Genomic DNA, 24104 nt, shown 5'->3' with positions numbered 1-24104 from the left:
GGATTGCTCGAGCGGAAGACCCGCCCTGGAAGGAGCGGGAGTCTATCATGCGCGTGTGATGGGAGATGGTCTGCGGCTCTCGTCGAGATTCACGTAGACGACCTGCGCCTCCGTGACCGTCACGGTCGCCATGTCGGTCTCTGCGCGCGCGGCTTTCACCACCACTTTGACGGTCACCGACGAACGGCCGATCCGTATGGCCTCGGTGTAGAAGCTGACCAGGTCTCCAACCTGAACCGGCTCGTGAAACACGACCCGGTCCATCGACACGGTCACGACCAGCCGTGCCCCCTGCCGTCTCGCTTCGATCGCTCCCGCCTGATCGATGTAGGAGAGGATGACGCCGCCGAAAATCGTTCCGTGCGCGTTCGTGTCGCGCGGCATCATCAGGACACGGATCGATGGTTCCTGAAGCGGTGCGAGCGGCTCGGTCAAATGTGGCCGTGCCCGGCGTGGTCCTGCCCGGCGCGATCCTGCCCCTCGAGCAAGGACTGGTTGACCTCCAGCCTCGCTCGCTGGCGCAGCTCGTCGAGCATCGCATCCCGCAGCTCCGCACTCTCTTTCGATCTGAGCTCTTCGATCAGGTTCGCCTTCTCCTCGGCGAATTTCGCCGGATCGAATACCGTCTTTTCCACCACCTCGAACAGCACGACTCCGCTGTCGATCGTCACCGGGCCGCCGATTGCTCCCTCTTCGGCCTCCAGCGCCGCGCGGACGAGCGCCGCGGATGAACCGACCAGACCCTCGACAGGTGTGTTCGGACGCACGACTGCTTCCCTCACGGGCTGCCCGAGCGAACCGGACGCTGCTTCGATGCTCTGGTAGTCTCCCGAGCTCATCTCCCGTTCGATCGCTGCCCGCGCCGCCGCTCTCCTGGCTTCCTGCGCGACCTGCGCGCGGATCTCCTCGAGAGGCGTGATGCCCGGTTCCCTCGACGCGAGAATTCTCGGAAGAAGCGGACCCGCGAGCTGACCAGATTCGGTCACCGGGCCGATCGCGCCGTTCTCCACTCCCGTATCGAACGCCCACGTATTGATTTCCGGCACGCGTCCGAGGCCCTCGATCGGACCGCGCTCGGCGAACCATGGAGACTGGCTCAGAACGACGGCTCCGTCCGCCTCGGCCCGGAACTCCTCAGGCGTCGCAGACTCCCCGAGCCGGGCCCGGATCGCCTCGAGTCGCTGCTTCGCGACGACCGCGACTCGCTCCGCCATCAGTTCCTCGCGGATCGCCGGGGCCATCTCCTCGAAGTCCGGCACGTCCCGGCTGTTGACCTTGATGACGTGATAACCGAACTGGGTGCGGACGGGATCGCTGATCTGACCGACCGGCGTGGAAAACGCCGCCTGCTCGAATGCCGGAACCATACGCCCACGGCTGAACGTTCCGAGATCGCCTCCCGTCGCCGCCGATCCGGGATCTTCCGAATACTCGCTCGCGAGCGCTCCGAAGTCCTCACCGGCACGGGCACGCCGGGCGAGACTCTCGGCGAGATCGGCGATCTTCTGCTCGTCCTCGGGAGCCGCTCCCGGGTCGACCGTGAGGAGAATGTGCTGGGCGGACACTTCGTCCAGCTCCGAGCTGGTTGAATTGAAGCGGGCACGGACGGCGTCTTCCGTGATGGTGATCTCGTTTCTGAGTCGCGACTCGTCGACTGTGAGGTACTCGATTCTCTTCTGTGCCGCGTGCGTATAGTTTCGCGTGTTCTCGAGGTAGTAGTCGTTGACGTCCTGATCCGAGACGGTGACGCTGTCCAGCCGGGTCTCCACCGGCACGAGCAGGTACTCGATCTGGGCGGATTCGCTGCGGTTCCGGTACTCCTGCTCGGCACGCGCGTCGGAAATCACGATCGAGTCGCGGAAGACGCGGTTGAGCTTGCGGATCGCGATCTCCCTCGCCACTGCGTCCTCGAATTCAGCGGTGCTCGGATACTGGAGGACTGATCTGACGTAGTACTCGTACTTATCGGTTCCCACGAACTGACCATTCGGATAGAGCACGGGAATCCTGGCAATCTCCTCCCGCAGCTCCTGATCGGTCACGACGAGCCCCATCTCCTCGGCCGCCTGGAGCATCAGCTTCTGATTCACGAGCGAGGTCATCACCTGCTCCTGAATGCCGAACTGTGCGAGCTCGTCCTGGGTCAGTTTGCGACCGAGCGACTGCTCGTACTGGAATGCGGTTCCCTGAAGCAGTCGCTGAAAGTCGATCACTTCGATCGTCTCCCCGTTGACACGGGCGGCCCACGGCGCACCCGCGGTCGCGGTCGCCTGGTTCGCGCCACCCCAGTCCGCGAAGACCAGGAAGACGAACGCGAAGACGATCAGAAAAAGAATCCATTTGAGATGCTTGAAGCTGTCACGCATCGCTTTGAGCATGAGCGATGAACCTCCTGAGGAAACGACTCGTTAGCGACCTTCCCCAACGGAGGGCGGCACCCGCTGAATTTCATTCACTTTCCGGGGCCCCGGAAAGTGAATGAGTTGGAGGTTGGAGGTTGGAGGTTGGAGGAGTCAGGATTCAGGACTCAGGATTCAGGATTCAGGATTCAGAGTTGAGAGCGAAGCAGTCGTCATTCTGAGCCCGGCGTAGCGCGGGCGAAGAATCTGGGCGGCGGATCGTGAGTCACCGTTGCCCTCACTCGTCACTTTCTTTCACGAGCCTTCCCCCAGATCCTTCGCCGTCCTTCGGCGGCTCCTAATGACACGACGGCGAACTTCCTGGACGCGACCACTCTCAACGCTTCGCCTGGCCTGATGTCCCACCCTGCAAGGTCCCTCGCTTGCCCGCTCGACCGCCCGCTCGGGACGACGTGGGTTTGAGTATGGGGTGCGGGGTTTGCGGGCTCCGGTTTTCATCTCCGCTTCACCGGCGCAAACGCGCCGGTCAATTGCTTCTAATGAAACGATCATGAAATTGTTGGACTTCGACCTTTCGCAGCGCTTCGGCTGGCCTGATGTCCCACCCTGCAAGGTCCCTCGCTTGCCCCGCCCGACCGCCCGCTCGGGATGACGTGGGTTTGAGTATGGGCGTGCGGTGGTTTTCTCTACTCACGGGTGTCATTTCCGATACACCGGCGCAACGCGCCGGTCAATTGCTCAGGATAACGAGGGGGTGGTTTTCGCCAGAGCAAACATTCGTCCATGATCGTCGCGTCGCGCACAAACACAATATTCGTCATTCTGAGCGCGGCGCAGCGCGGGCAGACCTGAATCCTGGATCCTGGCTCCTCCAACCTCCAACCTCCAACCTCCAACCTCCTTAAGGTATGATTCGACGCGACGGATGGCGAGGGACGACGGCGAATCGACGTTCGATTGGTTTCTGATCTCAATCGACAAGCTCAGATTGATCGGGGGCATCCTTCTTCTGCTTCTGGTCGCGGGGACGGTCTGGCTTTTCAGGGACGAAATCCTCGGCAGCACGCCCAGGCAGCGGGCCCAGGCAGCAATCGAAGCCGCCGAGCACTCGCTCAACGAGATGGCGGCCCTGCCGAATCTTCAGGAGTTCCGGTCCCAGTACGATTCCGCGGAGTCGACGCTCGGGAGGGCGTCGGATGCGTTCGAGGGAACCGACTATCCCGCCGCCGAGACACTCGCGCGGGAAGCCGAGGCGACGGCCCGCTCGGTGCTGTCGCGGCTCGAGGGGGAAGCCCGCGCCGCGGCCCAGTTCCTGACTGTGGAGGGGAGGGTCGAGTTTCAGCGAGGCGGAAGCGGCGACTGGCTTCGCGCGACCGCGCGGAGCGCGCTTCAGAGAGGTGACTGGGTTCGAACCGCGGAAAACTCCTCGGCCGAGATCTTCTTCGGCGATGGAACACTCTACACGATCGGGCCCCGCGGGCTGCTCGAAATCTATCCGCGCCGCCCCGGCCAGCCGGCGAGCCGCTCGGGCTCGGTCTCGATGGAGATCGGATCGATAGAAGTCAACACAGGTGACGATGCCTCCACCGTTTCGACGCCCGCAACTGCGGTCACCGTCAATACGACCTCGACGACTCTGATCGACGTTCGCACCGGCGGAGGCACCGAGATCGCCGCCGTTCGCGGAACCTCTTCGGTTGCTTCGTCCGGCGGTCCGACCGTTTCGCTCGAGCAGGGGCAGAGGATCGAGGCGGATCCCTCCGGCCGACTCTCCGAGGTACGAGGATACACATCGCCGCCGGCGTTGACGGCTCCAGCGGACAACGCGATCATATCGGCGTCGAAGGGGCGGATCATCGAGCTTCAATGGCGCCCGGTGCCGGGAGCTGCCGGCGGTTACCGTCTTCAGGTTTCGCGGTCCCGGCTTTTCGGCAACATCGAGATCGACGCCGGCCGCGATCGGCCGAGCGCCCGGGTACGGCTGACATCGTCCGGCTCGTTCTTCTGGCGGGTCGCATCGATCGATCGCAACGGGCAGCAGGGACCGTTCTCCGGCCATCGCCGTTTTCGTGTGACGGGGATCTCCGAGGGGCCGGGCGTCTCGGTCACGCAGGACACGACGCCGCCGTCACTCCAGCTCGATCGCCCCTCTCACCTGGGTGGTCCGAACTTCATCATACGGGGAGTCGCGGAGCCGGGCGCTTCGATTTTCATCGACGAGGAGCAGGTTCCGGTCGGCTCCGATGGTTCGTTCTCGAAGCTGATCACCTTCCGGAAGATCGGCTACAACACCGTGGTCGTCAAGGCGGTCGATCCGGCGGGGAACCAGACGGTGATGCGAGAGCGGGTGCTCGTCGAGGAGTAGAAACCTCGCGCGCACCGTATTTACCGGGGGCAAGCCTTTTGCAGTCCGGGCATTGACTTTGTCCACTACTCAAGACAGCGGGGAACACTTCCAATAATGGGCCTGAAATCCATCTTTTCTCTCTTCTCGAACGACCTGGCGATCGATCTCGGGACGGCCAACACTCTGGTTTTCGCCAAGAACAAGGACATCGTCGTCCGCGAGCCCTCGATCGTAGCGAAGAACAAGCTGACGAACAAAGTCGAGGCAGTCGGCAAAGAAGCCAAGGAGATGCTGGGGCGTACGCCGGGCAACATCGTGGCGATCCGCCCTATGAAGGACGGCGTCATCGCCGATTTCGCCGTCACCGAGGAGATGCTGGACTACTTCATCAAGAAGGCGCATGGCAGGCGCTTCCTCGTCAAGCCGCGGATCGTCATCTCGGTTCCCTCGGAGATCACTCAGGTGGAAAAGCGCGCGGTGAAGGATTCGGCGCTTCGGGCCGGAGCGACCGAGGTTTTTCTGATCGAGCAGGCGATGGCAGCGGCAATCGGTGCCGGTCTTCCGATCACCGAGCCGACCGGAAACATGATCGTCGACATCGGCGGAGGCACGACTGACGTCGCAGTCATTTCGCTGGCGGGCATCGTCTACGCACGTTCGGTTCGGGTTGCCGGCAACGAAATGGATGACGCGATCATCCAGTACATCAAGCGCAAATACAATCTGCTGATCGGTGAAAGAACCGCGGAACAGATCAAGATCGAGATCGGTTCCGCGTTCCCACTCGACTCGGAGATGTCGATGGAGATCAAGGGACGCGACCTGGTCGAGGGCGTGCCGAAAACCCTGATCGTATCGGACGAGGAGATCCGCGAGGCTCTCTCGGAACCGGTCTCGACGATCGTCGAAGCGGTCCGGGTCGCTCTCGAGCGCACCCCTCCGGAGCTTGCCGCCGACATCATGGATAAGGGCATCATCATCGCCGGCGGAGGAGCGATGCTCAAGAACCTCGACCGGCGCCTGCGAGAGGAGACCGGGCTCCCGGTGACACTGGCCGAGGATCCTCTGGCATGTGTGGCGCTCGGTACCGGGCAGATGCTTTCCGACTTCAATCTCCTCCGCAAGATCTCGGTCGATTGATGCCGCGCGGCTCGAAGGCGCGGCACGATTGTTTCAAGCCACGTCCTTCAGACGCCATGACCAGGCGATGACCCGATGCAGATACCCGTACAACGAAGACCGACACTGATCCTGATCATCGTTCTGGCCGTTCTGCTAGGCATCATGGCCGTGCATCCCAGGACCGAGAGCGGCCCGAATCAGACCAGGCTTCTCGAGCGCGCGTTCATGGCGGCCTTCTCCTGGATACCGAGAGGGGTCAACGCCGTCGGCCAGTCGCTGGCCGACGCCTACTATGGCTATGTCGACCTGCGCGGAATCGTCGCGGAGAACCGGACGCTGAGAGATCGCGTCGAGCGCCTCACCGAAGAAAACATCAACCTGCGAAACGTAGCCGGCGACCTCAGCCGCATGCGCGCGACGCTCGGCTATGCCCTCACCTCGGAGCTTCCAACGTCGCTGTCGGGAATCGTGATGCTCGATACCGCCGGTCCGTTCAAGTCGATGGTGCTCGATCAGGGGGAAAATGCAGGGGTCGAGATCAACGATGCCGTGGTCAATCCCGAAGGCCTGATCGGTCGCGTCGTTCTGACCACTCCCGATCTTTCGAAGGTTCAGCTCGTCATCGACGCCAAGTCGGCCGTGGGAGTCAGGATCGAGAGAACGCACCGGCAGGGAGTCCTCAAGGGCGACGGCGAGGGAGGGCTCGATCTCACCAGGGTCCCTGCACTCGCCGACGTGGTTCCCGGCGATCGGATCGTCACCGCCGGCATCGACGGCGTGTACCCGCCGGGCATCCCCGTCGCAACCGTCACCGAAGTCTCGGAAGGAAGCGATCTCTTCACGAGGATCAAGTGCGCCCCGGTCGTGACCTTTTCTGCACTCGACACCGCGCTGATCATCAACACGACCAAACTTCCCCGAGAAGTACTGGAGTATCAGCCGTGAGAATCGCTCAATTCGTGATTGGTCTCATCCTGGCGCTGACGATCCATTCACTGCTCAACAAATTCTTTCCCAACGCGCTCAATTTCGTGGATGTCTACATGATTCTGGTCGTCTACTACGCGATGGGGGGCAATATCCTCGGCACGATCGCCGCGGCCGTCCTTGCGGGCTTCGTTCAGGACGCCTATTCCAATGCGATCTTCGGCCTTCACGCCTTCGCGCTGACGCTCATCGGATACTTCGTGGCGCTCGTCAGCTCGAAGATCGAATTGCGTGGGCCCGTGCTGTTCGGGCTGACGCTGCTCGGGGCGATGATAGTCAACGAATTGATCATTTTTGCACTCGCGAACATCCTTCTCGACCAGCGGATTGAAATCTTCGGGCAGAGTTTATTGCTGAAAACATTGATCACTTCGCTCCTCGGCGCGCTGATCTATCACGGTGCCAAACTGCTGGTGAACCGCTCGCCGATGGAAGCGGCAAGGAGATCCTGAACCTATGCCTCTGAATGTACGATCCAGCAGGAACGACCAGAAAGTCCTCAACACACGGGTGACCATCGTCATATGGCTCATCGTGGCCGGCTTCGTTTTCATCGCCGGATCGTTCTGGTACGTCCAGGGGGTTCAGGCCGAGGAGTACCAGGGGCTGGCCGAGTCGAATCGACTTCGTGAGGTCAAAGTGCCCGCGAAACGCGGGCTCATTCTCGACCGCAACGGAAAGATCCTCGTCGATAACGAGGCTTCCTACACGATCAGCCTCCGCCGTCGCGACTACAGCGATCTCTCCGACGTGGAGAAGGCCGCACTCCACGAGTTCGTCGCTCAGACCGTGGGAACGTCACCGGAGTTCGTAGTCGAAAGGATCACCCGCGAGAACAAGGTTCCGACCGCGCTCCCCCTCCCTCTCTTCGAGGATCTCTCTCTGAAGGAAGTTGCCGTTATCGAAGCTCATCACGACGTCTATCCGGCTCTCGAGATCGAGACGATTCAACGAAGGAACTATCGCTACGACACGATGGCCGCTCACGTACTCGGGTACATCGGGGAGGCCAATGACGAGGATCTCAAGAGAGACAAGACGCTCGAGATGGGCGATTTCATCGGAAAGCGCGGCGTCGAGCTGATCTACGACGAGTTTCTGCGGGGTGACGACGGGGCGGACTACATGGTCGTCGACTCCCGGGGCCGGACTCTCTCGGAGTACACCGACGCGAGAAAAGAGCCGCTTCCCGGCTCGAACATCTTTCTGACGATCGATTTCGATCTTCAGCGCATCTCCGAGCAGTTCTTCGCCGAGAACGAGATCGTCGGTGCCGCCGTCGCCCTCGATCCTCGCACCGGAGAAATCCTCGCGATGGTCTCCTCCCCCTCGTACAACCCGAACGTCTACTCCCGGCGCTTCACCCCGGAAGTCTGGAAGACGATTCTCTCCAATCCGTTCCGGATCGAGGTCAATCGGGCGACACAGGGGCTCTACTCCCCCGGTTCGGTATTCAAGACCGTCATGGGGATGGCTGGCTTCTCCAATAACGTCATCAACCCGTCGACGACGTTTTATTGCGCAGGAAGCGACGTTTTCTTCGGGCGCCGGTTCCGCTGCTGGAAGCGCGAGGGTCACGGCGCGGTCAACTTCGAACGGGCGATCAAGGTCTCCTGCGACATCTATTTCTACAACGTCGGCGAGCGGCTCGGAATCGACCGGATCGCTGAGTTCTCGCGGAAGCTCAGCTTTGGCGAGAGGACGACCATCGATCTCCCGGGCGAGAAGGCCGGCCTGATCCCCTCGACGACGTGGGCCCGGGAAGTTCAGAACCGGAAGTGGTACGACAGCGAGACGATCTCGGTCTCGATCGGTCAGGGGCCGCTGCTCGTGACCGTTCTGCAGACCGCGAACATGATGGCCGCCATCGCAAACGGAGGGGAAGTCTACCGTCCGCACGTTCTCCGGATCGTCGATCAGGTCAACCCCGACCGCACCGTCGAACGACGCATCGCCCAGCCGGAGGTGCTCCAGCAGGTCGAGCTCGATGACGACGCGCTTCGCAGCGTCCGCGAAGGGCTGTGGAAGGTGGTCAATGAGCCCGGCGGCACCGGGAGCCGCGCACGCGTCGAAGGATTCGACGTCGCCGGGAAAACCGGAACGATCCAGGTGATCGCGCAGGCAACCTGGGTGAAAGCCGAGCAGCTCCCGTTCAAGTTTCGCGATCACGCCTTCTTCGCTTCCTTCGCCCCGAAGGACAATCCCGAGATCGTCGTCGCGGTCCTGGCCGAGCATGGCGGCCACGGTGGGTCGGACGCCGCACCGCTGGCCGGCTCGATCTACAAGGCGTATTTCCGCAGCCAGATCGCGCAGGACCGCCGCGACCTGAGCAATCCCGAGCAGATCGAAATGTTGCGGGAGGGCGACCTCCCGAGGGCGGGCGAAGAAACCCGGAGTCGCTGAGATGATCGACAGCCGATCGATCCTCCGACTCGACCTCAACTTTCTCGGCACCGCAATCGTGCTCGCCGCCATCGGAGTCGTCGCCATCTATTCGGCCACCTGGTTCACCGCGACGACACCCTTTCACCAGAAGCAGATTACCTGGATCGCGGTCTCGCTCATCATCATGGCCATTTTCATCGCCGTCGACTACCACACGCTGCTCGACGTCTCCCCGATCCTCTACGGGATCGGAGTAGCTCTGCTCATTTATCTCCTCATCTGGGGAGCCGTCACCGCCAACGTCAAGTCCTGGATCATCCTGCCGGGCGATTTCCGGTTTCAGCCCTCGGAATTCATGAAAATATTCACGGCTCTCGCGCTGGCGAAGTTCTTCGACTCCAGGACACGCAGCTATCTCGACTTCAAGACTCTGCTCGTGATCGCTCTGATCATTGGCATCCCGGTCATCCTGACCGCGATGCAGCCGGACTTCGGCACGGCGGCAACCTACGCTCCCCTTCTGGCCGCCGCGATGTTCTTCGGCGGAATCAAGCCTCGCTACTGGGTGATGGCTCTGATCCTGCTCGCCGTCGCGGCACCGATTACCTGGAACCTCCTTCAGCCCTACCAGAAGGAGAGAGTCATCGTCTTTCTCAACCCGGAGCGCGACCCGCTCGGAAGCGGCTATCAGGTCACCCAGGCCAAGATCGCCATCGGCTCGGGCGGGATCACCGGCAAGGGCTTCAAGCAAAGCACTCAGGCCCGCTACGGCTACGTCCCCGCGAGTCATACCGACTTCATCTTCTCGGTACTCGCTGAAGAGTTCGGATTCATCGGAGTTGCCGTCGTTCTCGGGCTCTACCTCTTCCTGATCATCCAGGCGCTCACCATCGCGAGATCCGCGAGGGATCGAGGAGGAGCGTTTCTCGTCATCTGCCTCATCTCGTTCTTCATCTTCCACGTCTTCATCAATGTAGCGATGCAGATCGGACTCCTTCCGACGACCGGAATTCCCCTTCCGCTGATCTCCTACGGAGGTTCCTCGACGATGATGTTCTTCCTTGCGATCGGCCTCATCCTCAACGTCGATTTCCGGAAGTACGTCAACGTCTGACGCGACGGTCCGGGCTCATCGATTCCTTTTCTGGAACTTTCCGGCGTCGAGTTCCGTTCTTCACGCCAAGAATGAGGAGCCCAGCCCGAGAATGAAGATCAACCGTAACGCCCCCTGCGAGTGCGGCAGCGGCCGCAAGGCGAAGCACTGCTGCGGAACGAATTCGAAGAACAGGACCAGCATTTTCCCGATCGTCGCGCTGATCGCGGTCGGCGGACTCGTGATCGCGGGAATCTTCTCGGGCTCCGACGAGCCGGCCTCGAGCACTTCCAGTTACGGAGTCTCGAGCCCGGCTCCCCTGCCGACCGCACCGGCCGCGCAACCAGGTCCGGCCCCCGAAGGGAAAGTCTGGTCCGCCGAACATGGCCACTGGCACGATGCGTCGCCGGTACAGATCCGGACCGACGCGCCGCCCCCCACCTCCGCGCTGACCGCCTCGACCGATGACCGGCCGCCGGTCGACGGAGAAGAGCGCAACGGGATGATCTGGCACGCCGAGCACGGCCACTGGCACCCGAAGGAGGGCGCGCCCGCCCCGCCACAGCCGAATCAGCCGATACCGCGGCACGACATCCCGCGAGTCACCGTCGGAGGAGGCACAGCGACGCAGGGATTCAACCCCGTTCCCCAGCCTCCGGGCCCGGTTCCCGAGGGAAAGGTCTGGTCTACCGTGCACGGACACTGGCATGACGCGGAGGCTCCCGCGACCTCCGATTCGCCGTCCACCGATTCCGCACAACCCCAGTAAGATACGGTGTGCCTGATCCCCGCTCCAGTTACCGGGCGCGGCTCGACAAACTGACGGCCGAGCTGCAGCTGCTGGACATCCGCGAGCGTTCGCTCGTCTGGACGCGACTGGCGCTGTTCATTCTCTTCGTCGTCGTCGCGTGGATGGCCTTCGTCGAGGGATTGCTCAACGGCTGGCTCTCGGTGATTCCCCTTCTGGCTTTCATCGTGGCGATCGTGATTCACGCACGACTCATCCGCCGGAAACGGATCGTCGAGCGGCGTGCTCGCTTCTGCTCGCTCGGCATCGCCCGGATCGATCGCAACTGGAACGAGATCCCCGAGATCGAATCGGAGATCCCCGAAGATCACCTCTATGCCGACGATCTCGACATCGCGGGAACGGGCTCGGTCGTTTCGCTGATCTCGACGGCTCGCACCGTGGCGGGACGGACCACGCTCACGCGCTGGCTCCTCGAGCCGGCTTCGCGGACGGATATTCTCGAGCGGCAGACGGCCAGCCGGGAGCTGCAGGACCGGAGCGAGCTGCGCGAGGATCTCTTCTCGATCGTCGGACCGGATGTGGCCGAGATCGGCCCCGATGCCTTTGCAGACGCGGCAGCGGATTCGACCGACCCCGGCCCTGCACCGGTCGCACTCCGCGTCGCCGCGCTCCTCTTCGCCGCCACCAACGTCATCACACTCCTCGGTTGGCTCGCAGCGGATCTCCCGAGATCGTGGTTTCTCGCTTCGGTCCTGGCATCGGCAGCAACTGCCTGGCTCAGCCGCCGGTACCGGACGAGCCTCAGCGGAATCGAACCGATCAGCGACAGCCTGATGCTTCTCGAGACACTGCTCGAGCGCATCGAGCACGAACTGTTCGACGATCCCGCCCTTGCGAGAATTCACGAGACTCTGATCGGCGGCGAGGAAGCGGCCGCCCGGGGAATCCGGAAGCTCCGGAAGCTGGTGACGCTGCTCGACTCGCGAAGGAACCAGATCTTCTACCCGATCGCTCTGCTGTTGCTCTGGGACACGAATCTTTCATTCGCCATCGGCGCGTGGCGCCGGAAGTACGGCAGTCATGCAGGCGAATGGGTCGAGGCCCTCGGCGAGCTCGAAGCGCTCCTCTCCTTCGGCAGCTTCGCCTGGGAGAACCCGGACTACGTCTTTCCGGAGATCGTCGATTCGAGCCGTCCTCTCTTCGACGCCACCGCGGCCGGCCACCCGCTGATCCCTCCGGTCGAGCTCGTGCGCAATGACTTCCGGCTCGATTCGAATCTCGAGCTTCTCGTCATCAGCGGGTCGAACATGTCGGGGAAGAGCACGTTTCTCCGCACCGTCGGGGTCAACACCGTTCTCGGTCTGGCAGGCGCTCCGGTCTGCGCGGCCTCGCTTCGGCTCTCGGAGATGCGGCTCGGGGCGTCGATTCAGGTTCGCGACTCGCTTCTCGAACGGCGCTCACGCTTCTACGCCGAGATCCTCCGGCTCCGGGACATCGTCCGCGAGGCGGAGTCATCCGAGCGACCCTTTCTCTTTCTTCTCGACGAGATCCTCCACGGGACCAACTCGCACGACCGGCGGATCGGCGCCGAGGCGATCGTCCGTTCACTGCTCGCGAGAGGGGCTTCCGGACTCGTCACGACTCACGATCTGGCGCTATCGAAGATCGCCGAGTCGATCCCGACCGCGGCGAACGTCCATTTCGAGGACCGGATCGAGAACGGCGAGATGATCTTCGATTACGGAATGAAGCCGGGCGTCGTCGAGCGAAGCAACGCGGTCGAGCTGATGCGCCAGATCGGCCTGGACGTGTGAGGCAGGAGACAGGAGCCAGGATCCAGGATTCAGGGACGCGGGACGAGCCTGCGCGATGCAACATTCATGGCCGAAGGTTTGCTCTCGCGAACCCACCCCCTCGTCATCCTGAGCCGCCGAAGGACGGCGAAGGATCTGGGTGGCGGCTCGTGAAAAAAGTTAACAAGTGAGCGGCAACGGTGACTCACGATCCCCCACCCAGATTCTTCGCCCGTGCTTCGCCGGGCTCAGAATGACGAGTTCTGCGCTCCTGAATCCTGGCTCCTGAATCCTGGCTCCTGGCCCCTGATCCCTGATCCACCTCACGAGCTCCAGGACGCCACCTTCTTCGCAACTGTGCCGAGCCACGAGCTCGACAGCGCCTGGTAATACTGCGTCGCGGCCTTCTGAACGGCGTCGGCCATCGACGGATACGAGCTCACACGCCCCGCGAGATCCTTCACCTTCAGCCCGTGCTTGCGCGCGAGGACGATCTCCTGGATCACGGTCGTCGCGTGCTCGCAGACGGCGTGCGCACCGAGAATCCGCCCCTTCCCGTCGGCGATGATCTTGATAAACCCGGCGGTATGGCGCTCGGCCACCGCGCGATCTGCCTGGTCCATCTCGACCCGGTAGACCCGGACGTCACCACCCCCCGCCCGCGCCTCCTCCTCGGTCATTCCGATGTGCCCGACTTCCGGGTCGGTGTACACCCCCCACGGCATATGCGTGTAATCGATTTTGCTCTTCAGCGGGAAGAGGAGATTGCGAACGAGCCCGACGGCTTCATGCGCCGCAGCATGCGTGAACTGCGGAGGACCCTTGATGTCGCCACAGGCCCAGATGCCGTCCACGCTCGTCCGGAGGTACTCGTCGGCGGCAATCCACGTACGGCTGGTCTTCACGCCGGCGTTCTCGAGACCGAGCCCTTCGATGTTTCCGCGTCTCCCCGTTGCGACGAAGATCTCGTCGACCGAGAGCCTCCCCGCTCCTTCCCCCTCGAGATCGATCCATTTTCCGGAGCCGTCGGTACCCGCCCTGACCGCGGTCGTTCCGGTTCGAATGGTGACACCGTCCGCTTCGAGAATGGCCCGGACCCTGGCGGCAACCTCGGAATCCTCACGATCCAGAATTCTCGCGGACTGCTGAATCAGGGTGACCGATGATCCGAACCGGGCGAAGAGCTGCGCGAACTCGGTTCCGATCGCGCCGGCACCGAGGATGGCGATCCTGCGGGGGAACTCATCCTGCTCGAGAAACGATGCGTGATCCATCCACCCCGCCGCATCGATTCCCTCGATCGGCGGGACGAAGGTCCGGGATCCGGTGGCGAGGACGATCTGTTTCGCTTCGAGAGCCCGTCCCGAGGCTGTTCGCACCCGGGTCGGCGACTCGAGCTCGGCGGCCTCGAGGATGACGTCGATCCCGAGCGCCCGAAACTTCTCCGGATCGTCATGGGGCTCGATCTTCCGCCGTGCGGCCCGCATCGACTCCATGATCCGGGCGGAATCGATATGAGGCCGGTAATCACCGAGTCCGAATCTGGAGGCGTGATGCATCCCTCCGATCAGTTTGGATGTCGCGACCAGGGCCTTGGTCGGGACGCAGCCGGTCCAGAGGCAGTCACCCCCGAGCGGGTCCCGGCTGATCATCGCGACCTTCCGCCCGAGCCGTGCACACCCCGACGCCGTGACGAGCCCCGCCGTTCCACCGCCGATCACAACGACATCGAATTCGTCACTCATCGGAACTCTCCCCTCGGTGAAGCGGAAATGACACCTGTGAGTGCAGAAACAACCGCACTCGCATACTCAAACCGACGTCATCCTGAGCGGGCGGTCGGGCGGGCAGGCGAAGGACCTTGCAGGTTGGGACATCAGACCAAGCGAAGCGCTGCAAAGGGTCGAAGTCCAACAATTTCATGTTTCCTCGTCAGAGGGTCTGCGATCGCTCGAGATCGAGAAACTCCTTCTGCAGCCTCAGCGTGATCGGACCGCCGGTCCCGTTGCCGACGGTTCTTCCGTCGATCGAGACGACCGGCATCACTCCCGCGGTCGTGCTCGTGATGAACGCCTCATCGAGGCTGAAGAGCTCGTTCTCCAGAATCGGCCGCTCGTCCACGCGGACCCGATCCCGCAACGCAACCGAGATCGTCCGATCCCTCACGACTCCCGGAAGCACCTTCTCGTTCGCGGGATGAGTGATCACCGCTTCCCCCTCGACTGCGAAAAAGTTCGAGATGCTTCCTTCGGTGACGAACCCGTCGTCGATGAAGATGGCTTCGTCGGCTCCCGCCGCAATTGCTTCCTTCTTTCCCAGCGTGTTCGGAAGGAGGTTCGTCGTCTTGAGATCGCATCGTCCCCAGCGCAGGTCGGGACGCGTGATCACCGCGACGCCGTTGCGCCGCTTCGCCTCATCGGGAAATTTGAAGCTGCGGCTGTAAACGATCTTCACCGGCTCTTCCGGCTCCGCGTCGTGCTTCCGCTGAGCGATGCCGCGGGTCACCTGCACGTAGATGATCCCGTCATCGAAGGAGGTTCGGTCCATCAGCTCGCGAAGCAGCTCGCGAAAACTCTCCCAGGTCCAGCCATGCCTGATCGTCAGCGCTCCGAGTCCACGCTCCATCCGATCGTAATGCTCGCGCGCGAAGGCAGGCGTTCCCCCGAGAAACTTGATCACCTCGTAGATGGCGTCGCCGAACTGGAGTCCGCGGTCCTCGACCGGGAGAACCGGCTGCTCCGTCGTCGTCCATTTGCCGTTGAACCAGAGCACGTCACTCATGAGACGGGAATGTATCACTGGACATGGGATTGGAGGTCTGGAAGTTCGAGCTGGAGGTCTGGAGGTCGTGGACTCTGTGGACGACGTGGACGAGGGTGGACTGACACGATTGCGTCGGGTGCCTCGGGTCCACCACGTCCACTTCGTCAACCACGTCCACTCTCACTCTCGGCCCACCTTCACTTCAGAACAATCGCTTCTGCGCTCCCTCGGGGGGTCGAAAGTGCGCGATCGACAGCGATGGTCCTTTGGCGTCGAGACCGGCACGCCGTCGCGCGACATCGAACATCGTCGAGGTCTGACGCGCGAGCTCGCCCGAACCGCGCATCCGCTTCCCGAACTCGGCTCGATAGAGCTTCCCTTCGCGGGCTTCCATCAGCCGGGAGAGGACGTGATCCTTCCGATCCGGGTAGTGCCGCTCGAGCCAGTCCTGAAACAGCGGCGAGACTGCCCAGGGAAGCCGCAGCATCACCCAGCTCGCGAAGACGGCACCGGCGCCCGCAACCGCTTCGAGGATTTTCGGGATCTCGAAATCGTTGATCGCCGGAATCACCGGCGCGAAGAGGACCCCGACCGGAATCCCAGCGTCGGCGAGCGCCCGGATCGCTTCGATGCGCCGGTGCGGCCGGGAGGTGCGGGGCTCGAGCTTTCCGGCGAGCTCCCGATCGAGCGTCGTCACGGAAACGCAGACGGCGACGGCCTCGAATGCGGCCAGCTCCCCGAGAAGATCGATGTCGCGCGTCACGAGCTCGTTTTTCGTGATGATGATCACCGGATTCCGCGTCTCGGCCAGAACCTCGAGGCACCCTCGCGTGATCCGGAGGCGGCGCTCGACGGGCTGGTAGGGATCCGTGACTCCGCTCATCGCAAGCGGCGTTGGTTCCCATCCCTTTGCTGCGAGCTCGCGCCTCAGAAGCTCCGGTGCGTTCCGCTTCGCGATGATCTTCGTCTCGAAATCGAGCCCCGCGGAAAAACCGAGATATTCGTGGGTCGGGCGGGCGAAACAGTACGCGCAGCCGTGCTCGCAGCCGCGATACGGATTGAGGCTGCGCTCGAATCCGACGTCGGGACTGTCGTTGCGGGTGATGATCGAACGGCTCGCATCTTCGAGGTACTCGGTCTCGGGATGCGGCTCCGGCTCACCGCTCTCCGGATCCCATTCCACCGAGATCGATTCGAAGCGGTTCTTCGGATTGGATGCGGCGCCGCGGGCGGGGCGGCGTGTGGTCTTCTCATCGACCGTCACAGGAAGATTGAAACACCGGTGCAGAGTTTGACATTGCCCGCGAATGCTCCACTCCTCGTAGAGCGGCGCGGTCACTGCCGACGCGTCGGATGCGAGGGCTCTCCAACCCTCGTAGAATGATCCCGTGGACGACATCGCCATTCAGTGCCCGTATTGCGGCGAGATCAATGACCTGACACTCGATCCCGCCGTCTCCGGTGTGATGGTCCAGGACTGCGAGGTCTGCTGCCAGCCGATCGAGCTTCGCATCACCAGGGACGAGTGGAACGATCCCGACGTCACCGTCTCCCGGGAGAGCTGAACGCTCGACCCGAACTGATGTTTCAGCCGAAGGCCGCCCGGATCGTCAGCAGACCGGCGAAGGCAATCGACAGTGCGATCAGCATCGATCCGGCGGCCATAACGCGCCGCCACCGCTGCGGGATCATCTCCGCGAGCGCGACGCCCCAGCAGACCGCGCTCTTCCTGCTCGCGCCGATTAGCTTTCGTGCTGCTGCGCGGCCGGCGAGCAGGAGTTGCCAGTTGCCAGTTCGGGCAACGCGGCCCACGTCATCCTGAGCAATTGACCGGCGCGTTGCGCCGGTGAAGCGGGAACGAAAACCGGAGTCCGCGAAACTCCGCACCTCATACTCAAACCGACGTCGTCCCGAGCGGGCGGTCGGGCGGGCAAGCGAGGGACCTTGCAGGGTGGGACATCAGGCCAAGCGAAGCGCTGCAAAAGGGTCGAAGTCCAACAATTTCATGGTGGTTTCATCCTGAGCCGCCGAAGGACGGCGAAGGATCTGGCGGCAGGAATTGGGGGTGAAGGGTGAGAGTATGCAGAGGTTACCTTCGTGATGTCTCTTCTTTCACTCTTCACTCTTCACTCTTCACTCTTCTCCACGATCCCCCGCCCAGATTCTTCGCCCGCGCTGCGCCGGGCTCAGAATGACGTGGGTTGGAATGGCGCGAGATCATTACTTCGAGTCTCCAACCTCGAACCTCCAACCTCCAACACTGGTCATCCTGATCGCCCGGTTCCGATTCAGGTCCGGCGGATGATCACGACCGTCCGATCGTCGGGCTCACCGCGATCCCACTCATCGACTTTCTCGAGAATGGTCGTGACGATCGTCTCGGCGTCTTCGTTCCGCAATGATTCGAGCATTCGCTCGAGACGCTCCTGACCGAGCTCCTCCCCCTTCGCATTGGTCGCCTCGACGATCCCGTCGCTGTAGAGACAGAGGACGCCGCCGGGCTCGATGTTGACGTAGCCTCGCGTGTAGGACGCATCAGGTGTCGGGCCGAGCACGGGCCCCCCCGAGGTCAGCCATTCGACGCGGCTGCCATTGATCAGAAGCGGCGCCGGATGCCCCGCATTCGCGTAGACCAGGGTCCCCGAGGCTTCGAGCTCCGCATAGACGAGCGAGACGAATTTGGTCGAGATTCCGGATTCGTGAATGATCCGGTTCAGCTTTTCGACCGTTCGCACGATCTTGAAATCCCGGTCCGCCCCCATCCGGAGTCCCATGTGAATATCTCTGACCACGAGCGCTGCCGGCAGGCCGTGTCCCGTGGCGTCGGCCACGGCGAGGCCGAGCGACTTGGGCGAGAGCCGGAGGTAACCGAAGTAGTCACCGGCGACGTGCTCCGCTGCGACGGTCCGGCCGTGAATGTCGAATCCCTCGAACTGCGGACTCGTCGTCGGTAGGATCGACTGCTGGATTCGCTGCGCCTCCCGGATCATCGACTCGAACCGGTTGACCCGAAGCTTCTGATTGATCGCGTGGCGGACGATTGCGAGCGCCTGAAAGATGTCTTCTCTCGGAGTATCGGTCGTGATGTCGAAGCTGATGATGAAGTCGTCGTCGCCCACGACGATCGCCGCGAACCGTTTGGCTCCGAGCTTTTTCTCGAGATTCGGGTCGGCGGCGGGATCGTTCCGATCCATGACCAGGATTCCCTTTTCGAGAAGCTCCCGGATCGGAGCATACGAAGCCGAGATTACGATTCCGAGCGCCCCCTTCCCGTGTGTACCGAACCGGCCGACGAGCTCGTAACTCGTCCCCTCCCAGCGGAAGATGCGTCCTCCCTTGATCCCCAGCTCTTCCCGGAAGTTCGACGCGATCGTCTCGGCGACCTCCCGGATCGAAGACTCCGAGCGATCGGCGATGTCGACCTCGTCCAGGGTTCGCATCACCTGATCGAGAAGAGACCTGTAGTTCATGAGAGGCCCGGGCTCAATCGAGCACTTTGCCGTCGACCTCGTAAGGAGCGTCGACGCCGAAATGCGCGAGCACGGTGGGATAGATGTCGGCGATGTACGGCTCTGCGGCTCGCTCGAGCTTCCGGTTCGAGAAGAAGATGCCCTTGACGAGCTCCGGATCGAGCGAACAGTGGTCGCCACTCCAGACGGCATCGTTCTCGGCGAAAATCTCCTTCTGCACCCCCCCGAGCGAGGTCTGCCAGCTCACCCGATACCCCTCGGAATTCGCGACGATCAGGTCGGGCATCACATTGGGGTCGAACGAACCGTACGCTTCTTCGCGCGTGAAGACGCGTGATACGGGATTGCGTCCGGTCGCCGGGTCCACCATTGCTTCCAGCTTCTCCTTCAGCTCTTCCTTCAGCCCTTCGTACTCCGCACCCGGCTGCACGATCCCGTCCCTCTCCCTCCCCGCGAGATTGATGTAGACGTCACCGAGCCCGAGCGCGTAGGCCTTCGTCCCGCTCCAGTCGACGTTCTCCCAGAACTCGCCGTGATCGAAGAGGATCTCGACATTCCGTTCCTTCACCTCGACGCCGCTCCTGAGGGCGAGATATCCGTTCTCCGCAAGCCAGGTGTTGTAATTGACCGTCCATCGCCACGTCGAGAACCCGTGATCCGACATCACGATGAGCTCCGAGCCGTTCGTGGCGGAGAGTGCCATTGCCTCCCCCACGAGCTCGTCCATGATCTTGTAGGCCCGCAGGATCGAATCGCCCCACTCTTCTGCCAGTTCGGGATCATAGGCAGGATGCTCGGGGTCCTCGAGTCGGAAGAAGACGTGACCGACCCGGTCGGGAAATTCGAAAACCTGGATGAACAGATCGTCGTCGCTCGCGAGAAAGTCGCGATACATCGGGCGATACTGCGCGACGGTCCATTCGAGATCGTCCCAGAATGTCTTTTCGTCAGCGAAGCCTTCCGAGATCGCCCACGTATCGATCTGCCAGCCGATCGTCTTGTACGGGCCGTAGATCTCGGCGAGCTCTCCCGCCCAGTCCGTCGGATGCGAGATGTCGAACCCCGGCGGAAGATTCCGCGGATCAAAATTGATCGGCGAGAGATAGATCTTCACTTCCGGCTCGACCGAGAAGAGATGAAACCTGCTGATCCCGTGGACCGTGACCAGGCTGCTGAAGGGGAAATCGAACTCTACCCAGTCGCTCCACTCTCCCGGCCGAAGAGTGACTTCCTGGCTTCCGACGCGGAGCTCGACCGACTGGCGATCCTCAGCGACCTCGACGGTCATCGGAATCGAGATGTAGGGGGGCTCGTCGAAGAGTTTGTTCGGCGGTCCGACGATCTCGGTCTCGATGACGCCGCGGTTGTCCTCGAGCTGAACGACCTCGATCGAGAACTCGTTCGATCGGGAGCGGTTGAAATCGAGCTCCGAGGTGAAGAAGAACGGTTTGCCGACTCTTGCGGAGATGTCGGGCACTCCGAGGCCGGAAAGAAGGTGTCCGTTCTCGAGCTCGTGCGCCGGAAACGTCACGGGAACATGGACCACGCGCGTACTGAATCCGGCCTTTCCGAGCACTTCCCACATCGGAGTGCCGCTCTGGCGGGACTCGACGGTCGGGCGCTGGCTGGGGATGTTGGCCTCCGCCCAGACGCGACCGAGGTGACCGAAGACCAGGCCGGAGGCAATCGCGATGACAAACGCGATCCAGCGCTTCACTCGGAAGAGAAGCATCAGGCCGAAGGAAATCCCGATGACCAGCAACGCAACGACGCCCCCCGCGAGCCATCCGTTGTGCTCGCCGAGCAGAAACGGCGCGGTTCCCTCGTCGATCGCCGCGAAGACCGGGTAGTACGTCGCAGGATCGCGTCTCAGAAAGTCGAAGATTCCGGTGCGTCCCGGGTCGATTCCGGTCGAGAACGTCGACCATGAGACCGGGGTCTGCGGCGGGATCGTCGGCCGGAGATGCGAGAAAGTGCCCTCGTCGCGGAGCCTCGCCAGGTTCGGAAGCTCGCCCGCGTCCATCCACTGTTCGGTGAGCCGGGCGTCGACGCCGTCGAACCCGATCACCATCATCTTCGAGGGCTGTTCGGCGCCGGCCGCTCCAAAGCAGACGAGCGTGAGAGCGATTGTGAAAAGGATCGATTGTTTTTTCATTGGAAGAGCCGGGACGACACGGCACTGTGGGATCTGCCCGTTTCCCAACGATATCTAACCTGGGGTCATTTCCGAGGACGTCGGTTGTCGGTTGCCGGTTGCCGGTGCCAGTGGCCAGTGGCCAGTGGCCAGTTGATGGGTACATTGTTACCAGAGATGTCCAGGTTGATTGTTCCGCTCTGTCGCCCGCTGAAGCGGGCTCGACATTAAATTTAGGAAAGCTTCTGTCCCCCGGCTGAAGCCGGGGGCTAAGACCTGTCGCCCGCTGGCGCGGGCTGACCGGATCCCGAACGCGGAAACGGTGGAAGCGCTCAGGACAGAAAGGAGAGACGAGCACCGCAATCCTTTTCCACGTTCCCCCCGCTCCTGCCGCCACCTGAGGGTGGTAACAATCAACCTGGACAAGAGTGGCAACCATCAACCTAGTTGCACACCGGCAACCGGCTACCGGCCTCCGGCAACCGGCAACTGGCTCCTCCAACCTCCAACCTCCAACCTACTTGACTCCCGCGTCGAGATCGGAACAATCCCGATCGATGCTCCGATCGATCTGGACCGCGTCCGTGACCCTCTTCGCAACGGTGATCTGTGCGACGCCGATCATCGTATTCGGAATGTTCGGACGGACGAACACTCCGACGATCGACCGGCTCGTCCGCCTGTGGGCAAAGATGATTCTCTTCGCAGCGGGTGTGACCGTCACGGCGAAAACCGACCCGTCGGTCGATCCGGAGACAAAGTACGTCTTCATCGCGAATCATCAGAGCTACCTCGACATCCCGGTGCTTTTCGTCGCGGTCCGCCAGCCGATCCGGGTGATGGCGAAGAGAAGTCTGTTTCAGATTCCGATTTTCGGCTGGGGGTTGAAAGCCGCCGGCTTCATCCCGATCGACCGGAAGGACCGCTCGACGGCCCTCGCGTCGTTCCGACTCGCCGGCGATCGCATCCGGATGGGCAATTCGGTGCTCGTCTTTCCCGAGGGGAGCCGTTCGCGATCGACCGAGCTGGGCGCGTTTCAGCGAGGGGCGTTTCTCCTCGCGATGCGAGCGAGGCTCGACATCGTTCCGGTTGGCATCATCGGGACCAGAGATGTGATGCCGGTCGGGAAGTTGATCATTCGATCGGGCCCTGTCACCATTCGGATCGCGGCACCAATCCCGGTCGCCGACTATCCCGCCCCCCGCAGGGACGAGCTCACTGAAAGGACGCGCGCGGAGATCGAAGCTCTCCTGCGCGAAGCCCACGCTGAATGACTGAATCGACCGAGATCTCTCTCGCTCACTCCCCCGACGCCGACGACGCGTTCATGTTCTACGCTCTGGCGAAAGACCTGATCGATACCGACGGAGTCCGCTTCACGCATCATCTCGAAGACATCCAGTCGCTCAACGAAAAGGCGCGCGACACGATTTACGACGTGACCGCTCTGTCGTTCGCGTTGTATCCCTCCGTCGCCGACCAGTACGCGCTGCTCTCGAGCGGCGCTTCGATCGGTGACGGTTACGGCCCGATCGTCGTTTCGAAGAACGAGATCGAAGAGAACGACCTCGCGGGCCGCCGTGTCGGAATCCCCGGCAGAAACACCTCGGCGTGGATCGCGATGCAGCTCTTCGAGCCGGATGTGGATCCGGTCATGATGAACTTCGATCATGTGCAGCATGCCGTGCTCGGCGGGGACGTCGACGCAGGGATCATCATTCACGAAGGACAGCTCACCTGGAAGGACCTCGGGTTGAAGCTCGTCGTTGATCTCGGCGAGTGGTGGAAACGCGAGACCGGTCTGCCGCTTCCTCTCGGATGCAACGCAATCAGGCGGTCGCTCGGGGAAGAGATGATGCGAAAGGTCTCGCGGATTCTTCGGGAATCGATTGAATACTCCCTTTCGCATCGCGATGCCGCGCTCGATTATGCGCTCGGCTTCGGACGCGGTCTCGATCGAACCCGAGGCGACGAGTTCGTCGGCATGTACGTCAACGATCTCACCGTCGATTACGGCGAGCGTGGCCGGAACGCGGTGAAAACTTTTCTGAGCCGCGCGCACGAGCGCGGTCTCGTCGATCCGATCCGGAGTTACGACTTCTACTGACTCGAGGAATCCCATGACGCTCGCGCTCTCGACCCACGAAAGACTCGTATCCGCCCTCGGAAGGCTCCCCATCGCGACAGCGGGCATCGATGAGGAGTTCATGCGCAATCAGACGATGCTCGCGGGAAACATGCTGATCGATACGGCCAACGCGCTGATCGAATCGCAGACCGCACGCCGCCTCCGGGATTTCGAGTTCGCCCGTCAGGATCTGCAGGCGATCACATCCGAGCTCGGCCCCGATTCGGTCCCCTTCGAAAAGATCCTCGTCGAGCTCACCGCGATCGCCGAAGAGATGAAAGGCTATGCGCTGAGCGGGAATGTGCGGGCATCGATCGAAAAGATGATCGAGCGGATCAACGAACGGCTCAGGGCGGCCGAGCGAAGAAATTTCCTCCCTCCCGGAACCGAGCCGGAGTCCCTCCCTCACTCGCCCGAGACTCTGGCCGGAGATGCGGCCGGACTTCGCGCCGAGCTCCGCGCCGGCGAGTTCGAGACCCCGGTGCTCGACAGCCTCGTCGACGATCCGGCATCCTTCGAGCTCAGGGATTACTCGGCACTCGCCGACGAGCTCCACGGCGTGGTGCAGTGACGCGGGGTCGGGGGTGTAAAATGTAAAAAAAAATCCCGGGCGCGTGGGGGGCGCCCCCAATTGGGGGGGGGTAATTTCAAGTTGAAACCCCCCCCCCCCCCGGTTAAGGGGTCAGAGTTTAAGGTTGGGTTGGGCGCAGCGCACAAACGGGCCATTCACGTGCGAGGCGCCCAACCCCAACACGAGCAATAGAGACCGCC

General features: G+C 62.4%; 20 protein-coding genes. 12 read left to right on the top strand and 8 right to left on the bottom strand.

What is annotated here, in order from left to right; translation table 11 throughout:
- Positions 1 to 45 precede the first annotated feature (45 nt).
- Positions 46 to 387, bottom strand: a complete 342-nt coding sequence (locus KY459_14795) for an acyl-CoA thioesterase (GenBank protein ID MBW3565977.1) — start codon at positions 385 to 387, stop codon at positions 46 to 48.
- Positions 388 to 431: 44 nt separating this feature from the next.
- Positions 432 to 2378: a SurA N-terminal domain-containing protein gene (locus KY459_14790; protein MBW3565976.1), complete on the bottom strand. Its 1947-nt coding sequence runs from the start codon at positions 2376 to 2378 to the stop codon at positions 432 to 434.
- Between the two features lie 907 nt (positions 2379 to 3285).
- On the opposite strand from KY459_14790, the gene KY459_14785 reads away from it, so the two are divergent.
- The 8 genes from KY459_14785 (at position 3286) to KY459_14750 (ending at position 12859) form a co-directional block, all read left to right on the top strand.
- Entirely contained in the window at positions 3286 to 4725 is a 1440-nt protein-coding gene (locus KY459_14785; protein MBW3565975.1) for a FecR family protein, read from the top strand.
- 96 nt (positions 4726 to 4821) lie between these two features.
- A complete protein-coding gene (locus KY459_14780; protein ID MBW3565974.1) occupies positions 4822 to 5847 on the top strand; it encodes a rod shape-determining protein in 1026 nt (341 codons plus the stop codon).
- Between the two features lie 75 nt (positions 5848 to 5922).
- Positions 5923 to 6774, top strand: coding sequence for a rod shape-determining protein MreC (gene mreC / locus KY459_14775; protein ID MBW3565973.1), 852 nt, complete (start codon positions 5923 to 5925; stop codon positions 6772 to 6774).
- Between the two features lie 14 nt (positions 6775 to 6788).
- On the top strand, positions 6789 to 7268 hold the full coding sequence (gene mreD / locus KY459_14770) for a rod shape-determining protein MreD (GenBank protein ID MBW3565972.1): 480 nt from the start codon (positions 6789 to 6791) through the stop codon (positions 7266 to 7268).
- Positions 7269 to 7272: 4 nt separating this feature from the next.
- Positions 7273 to 9219, top strand: coding sequence for a penicillin-binding protein 2 (gene mrdA, locus KY459_14765; protein ID MBW3565971.1), 1947 nt, complete (start codon positions 7273 to 7275; stop codon positions 9217 to 9219).
- A 1-nt stretch (position 9220) separates the two neighbouring features.
- A complete protein-coding gene (rodA, locus tag KY459_14760; GenBank protein ID MBW3565970.1) occupies positions 9221 to 10315 on the top strand; it encodes a rod shape-determining protein RodA in 1095 nt (364 codons plus the stop codon).
- A gap of 91 nt (positions 10316 to 10406) precedes the next feature.
- Positions 10407 to 11063 carry an SEC-C domain-containing protein gene (locus tag KY459_14755; protein ID MBW3565969.1) on the top strand — a complete coding sequence of 219 codons (657 nt, stop codon included), beginning with the start codon at positions 10407 to 10409 and terminating at the stop codon, positions 11061 to 11063.
- 8 nt (positions 11064 to 11071) lie between these two features.
- Positions 11072 to 12859 (top strand): DNA mismatch repair protein MutS, encoded by a 1788-nt coding sequence (locus KY459_14750; GenBank protein ID MBW3565968.1) that lies wholly within the window; start codon positions 11072 to 11074, stop codon positions 12857 to 12859.
- 302 nt (positions 12860 to 13161) lie between these two features.
- Here the strand turns inward: KY459_14750 and KY459_14745 are convergent, their stop codons facing one another.
- The 3 genes from KY459_14745 to KY459_14735 form a co-directional block, all read right to left on the bottom strand.
- A complete protein-coding gene (locus KY459_14745; GenBank protein ID MBW3565967.1) occupies positions 13162 to 14583 on the bottom strand; it encodes an FAD-dependent oxidoreductase in 1422 nt (473 codons plus the stop codon).
- A gap of 187 nt (positions 14584 to 14770) precedes the next feature.
- Complete coding sequence (locus tag KY459_14740; GenBank protein MBW3565966.1) at positions 14771 to 15619, bottom strand: aminotransferase class IV; 849 nt, start codon at positions 15617 to 15619, stop codon at positions 14771 to 14773.
- Positions 15620 to 15803: 184 nt separating this feature from the next.
- Positions 15804 to 17000: a PA0069 family radical SAM protein gene (locus KY459_14735; protein ID MBW3565965.1), complete on the bottom strand. Its 1197-nt coding sequence runs from the start codon at positions 16998 to 17000 to the stop codon at positions 15804 to 15806.
- Between KY459_14735 and KY459_14730 the strand changes: the two genes are divergently transcribed.
- Positions 16990 to 17166, top strand: coding sequence for a CPXCG motif-containing cysteine-rich protein (locus KY459_14730; GenBank protein ID MBW3565964.1), 177 nt, complete (start codon positions 16990 to 16992; stop codon positions 17164 to 17166). The genes KY459_14735 and KY459_14730 overlap by 11 nt on opposite strands.
- Positions 17167 to 17188: 22 nt before the next feature.
- Here KY459_14730 and KY459_14725 read toward each other — a convergent pair whose 3' ends face one another.
- The 3 genes from KY459_14725 to KY459_14715 form a co-directional block, all read right to left on the bottom strand.
- Positions 17189 to 17413 (bottom strand): hypothetical protein, encoded by a 225-nt coding sequence (locus KY459_14725; protein MBW3565963.1) that lies wholly within the window; start codon positions 17411 to 17413, stop codon positions 17189 to 17191.
- Between the two features lie 476 nt (positions 17414 to 17889).
- Positions 17890 to 19071 (bottom strand): PP2C family protein-serine/threonine phosphatase, encoded by a 1182-nt coding sequence (locus tag KY459_14720; protein MBW3565962.1) that lies wholly within the window; start codon positions 19069 to 19071, stop codon positions 17890 to 17892.
- Between the two features lie 13 nt (positions 19072 to 19084).
- Positions 19085 to 21226, bottom strand: coding sequence for an alkaline phosphatase family protein (locus tag KY459_14715; protein MBW3565961.1), 2142 nt, complete (start codon positions 21224 to 21226; stop codon positions 19085 to 19087).
- A gap of 536 nt (positions 21227 to 21762) precedes the next feature.
- On the opposite strand from KY459_14715, the gene KY459_14710 reads away from it, so the two are divergent.
- The 3 genes from KY459_14710 to KY459_14700 are packed head-to-tail and all read left to right on the top strand — an operon-like array spanning position 21763 to position 23904.
- Positions 21763 to 22479, top strand: coding sequence for a 1-acyl-sn-glycerol-3-phosphate acyltransferase (locus KY459_14710; GenBank protein MBW3565960.1), 717 nt, complete (start codon positions 21763 to 21765; stop codon positions 22477 to 22479).
- Positions 22476 to 23312, top strand: coding sequence for an ABC transporter substrate-binding protein (locus tag KY459_14705; protein MBW3565959.1), 837 nt, complete (start codon positions 22476 to 22478; stop codon positions 23310 to 23312). Before KY459_14710 ends, KY459_14705 begins: the two co-directional genes overlap by 4 nt.
- Positions 23313 to 23325: 13 nt before the next feature.
- On the top strand, positions 23326 to 23904 hold the full coding sequence (locus KY459_14700; protein ID MBW3565958.1) for a hypothetical protein: 579 nt from the start codon (positions 23326 to 23328) through the stop codon (positions 23902 to 23904).
- The last annotated feature ends 200 nt before the right edge of the window (positions 23905 to 24104 follow it).

The sequence above is a fragment of the Acidobacteriota bacterium genome (genome assembly GCA_019347945.1).
Classification (GTDB): domain Bacteria; phylum Acidobacteriota; class Thermoanaerobaculia; order Gp7-AA8; family JAHWKK01; genus JAHWKK01.
Note: the sequence above shows the minus strand (reverse complement) of the source record. Positions and strands in the feature narration are given on the sequence as shown.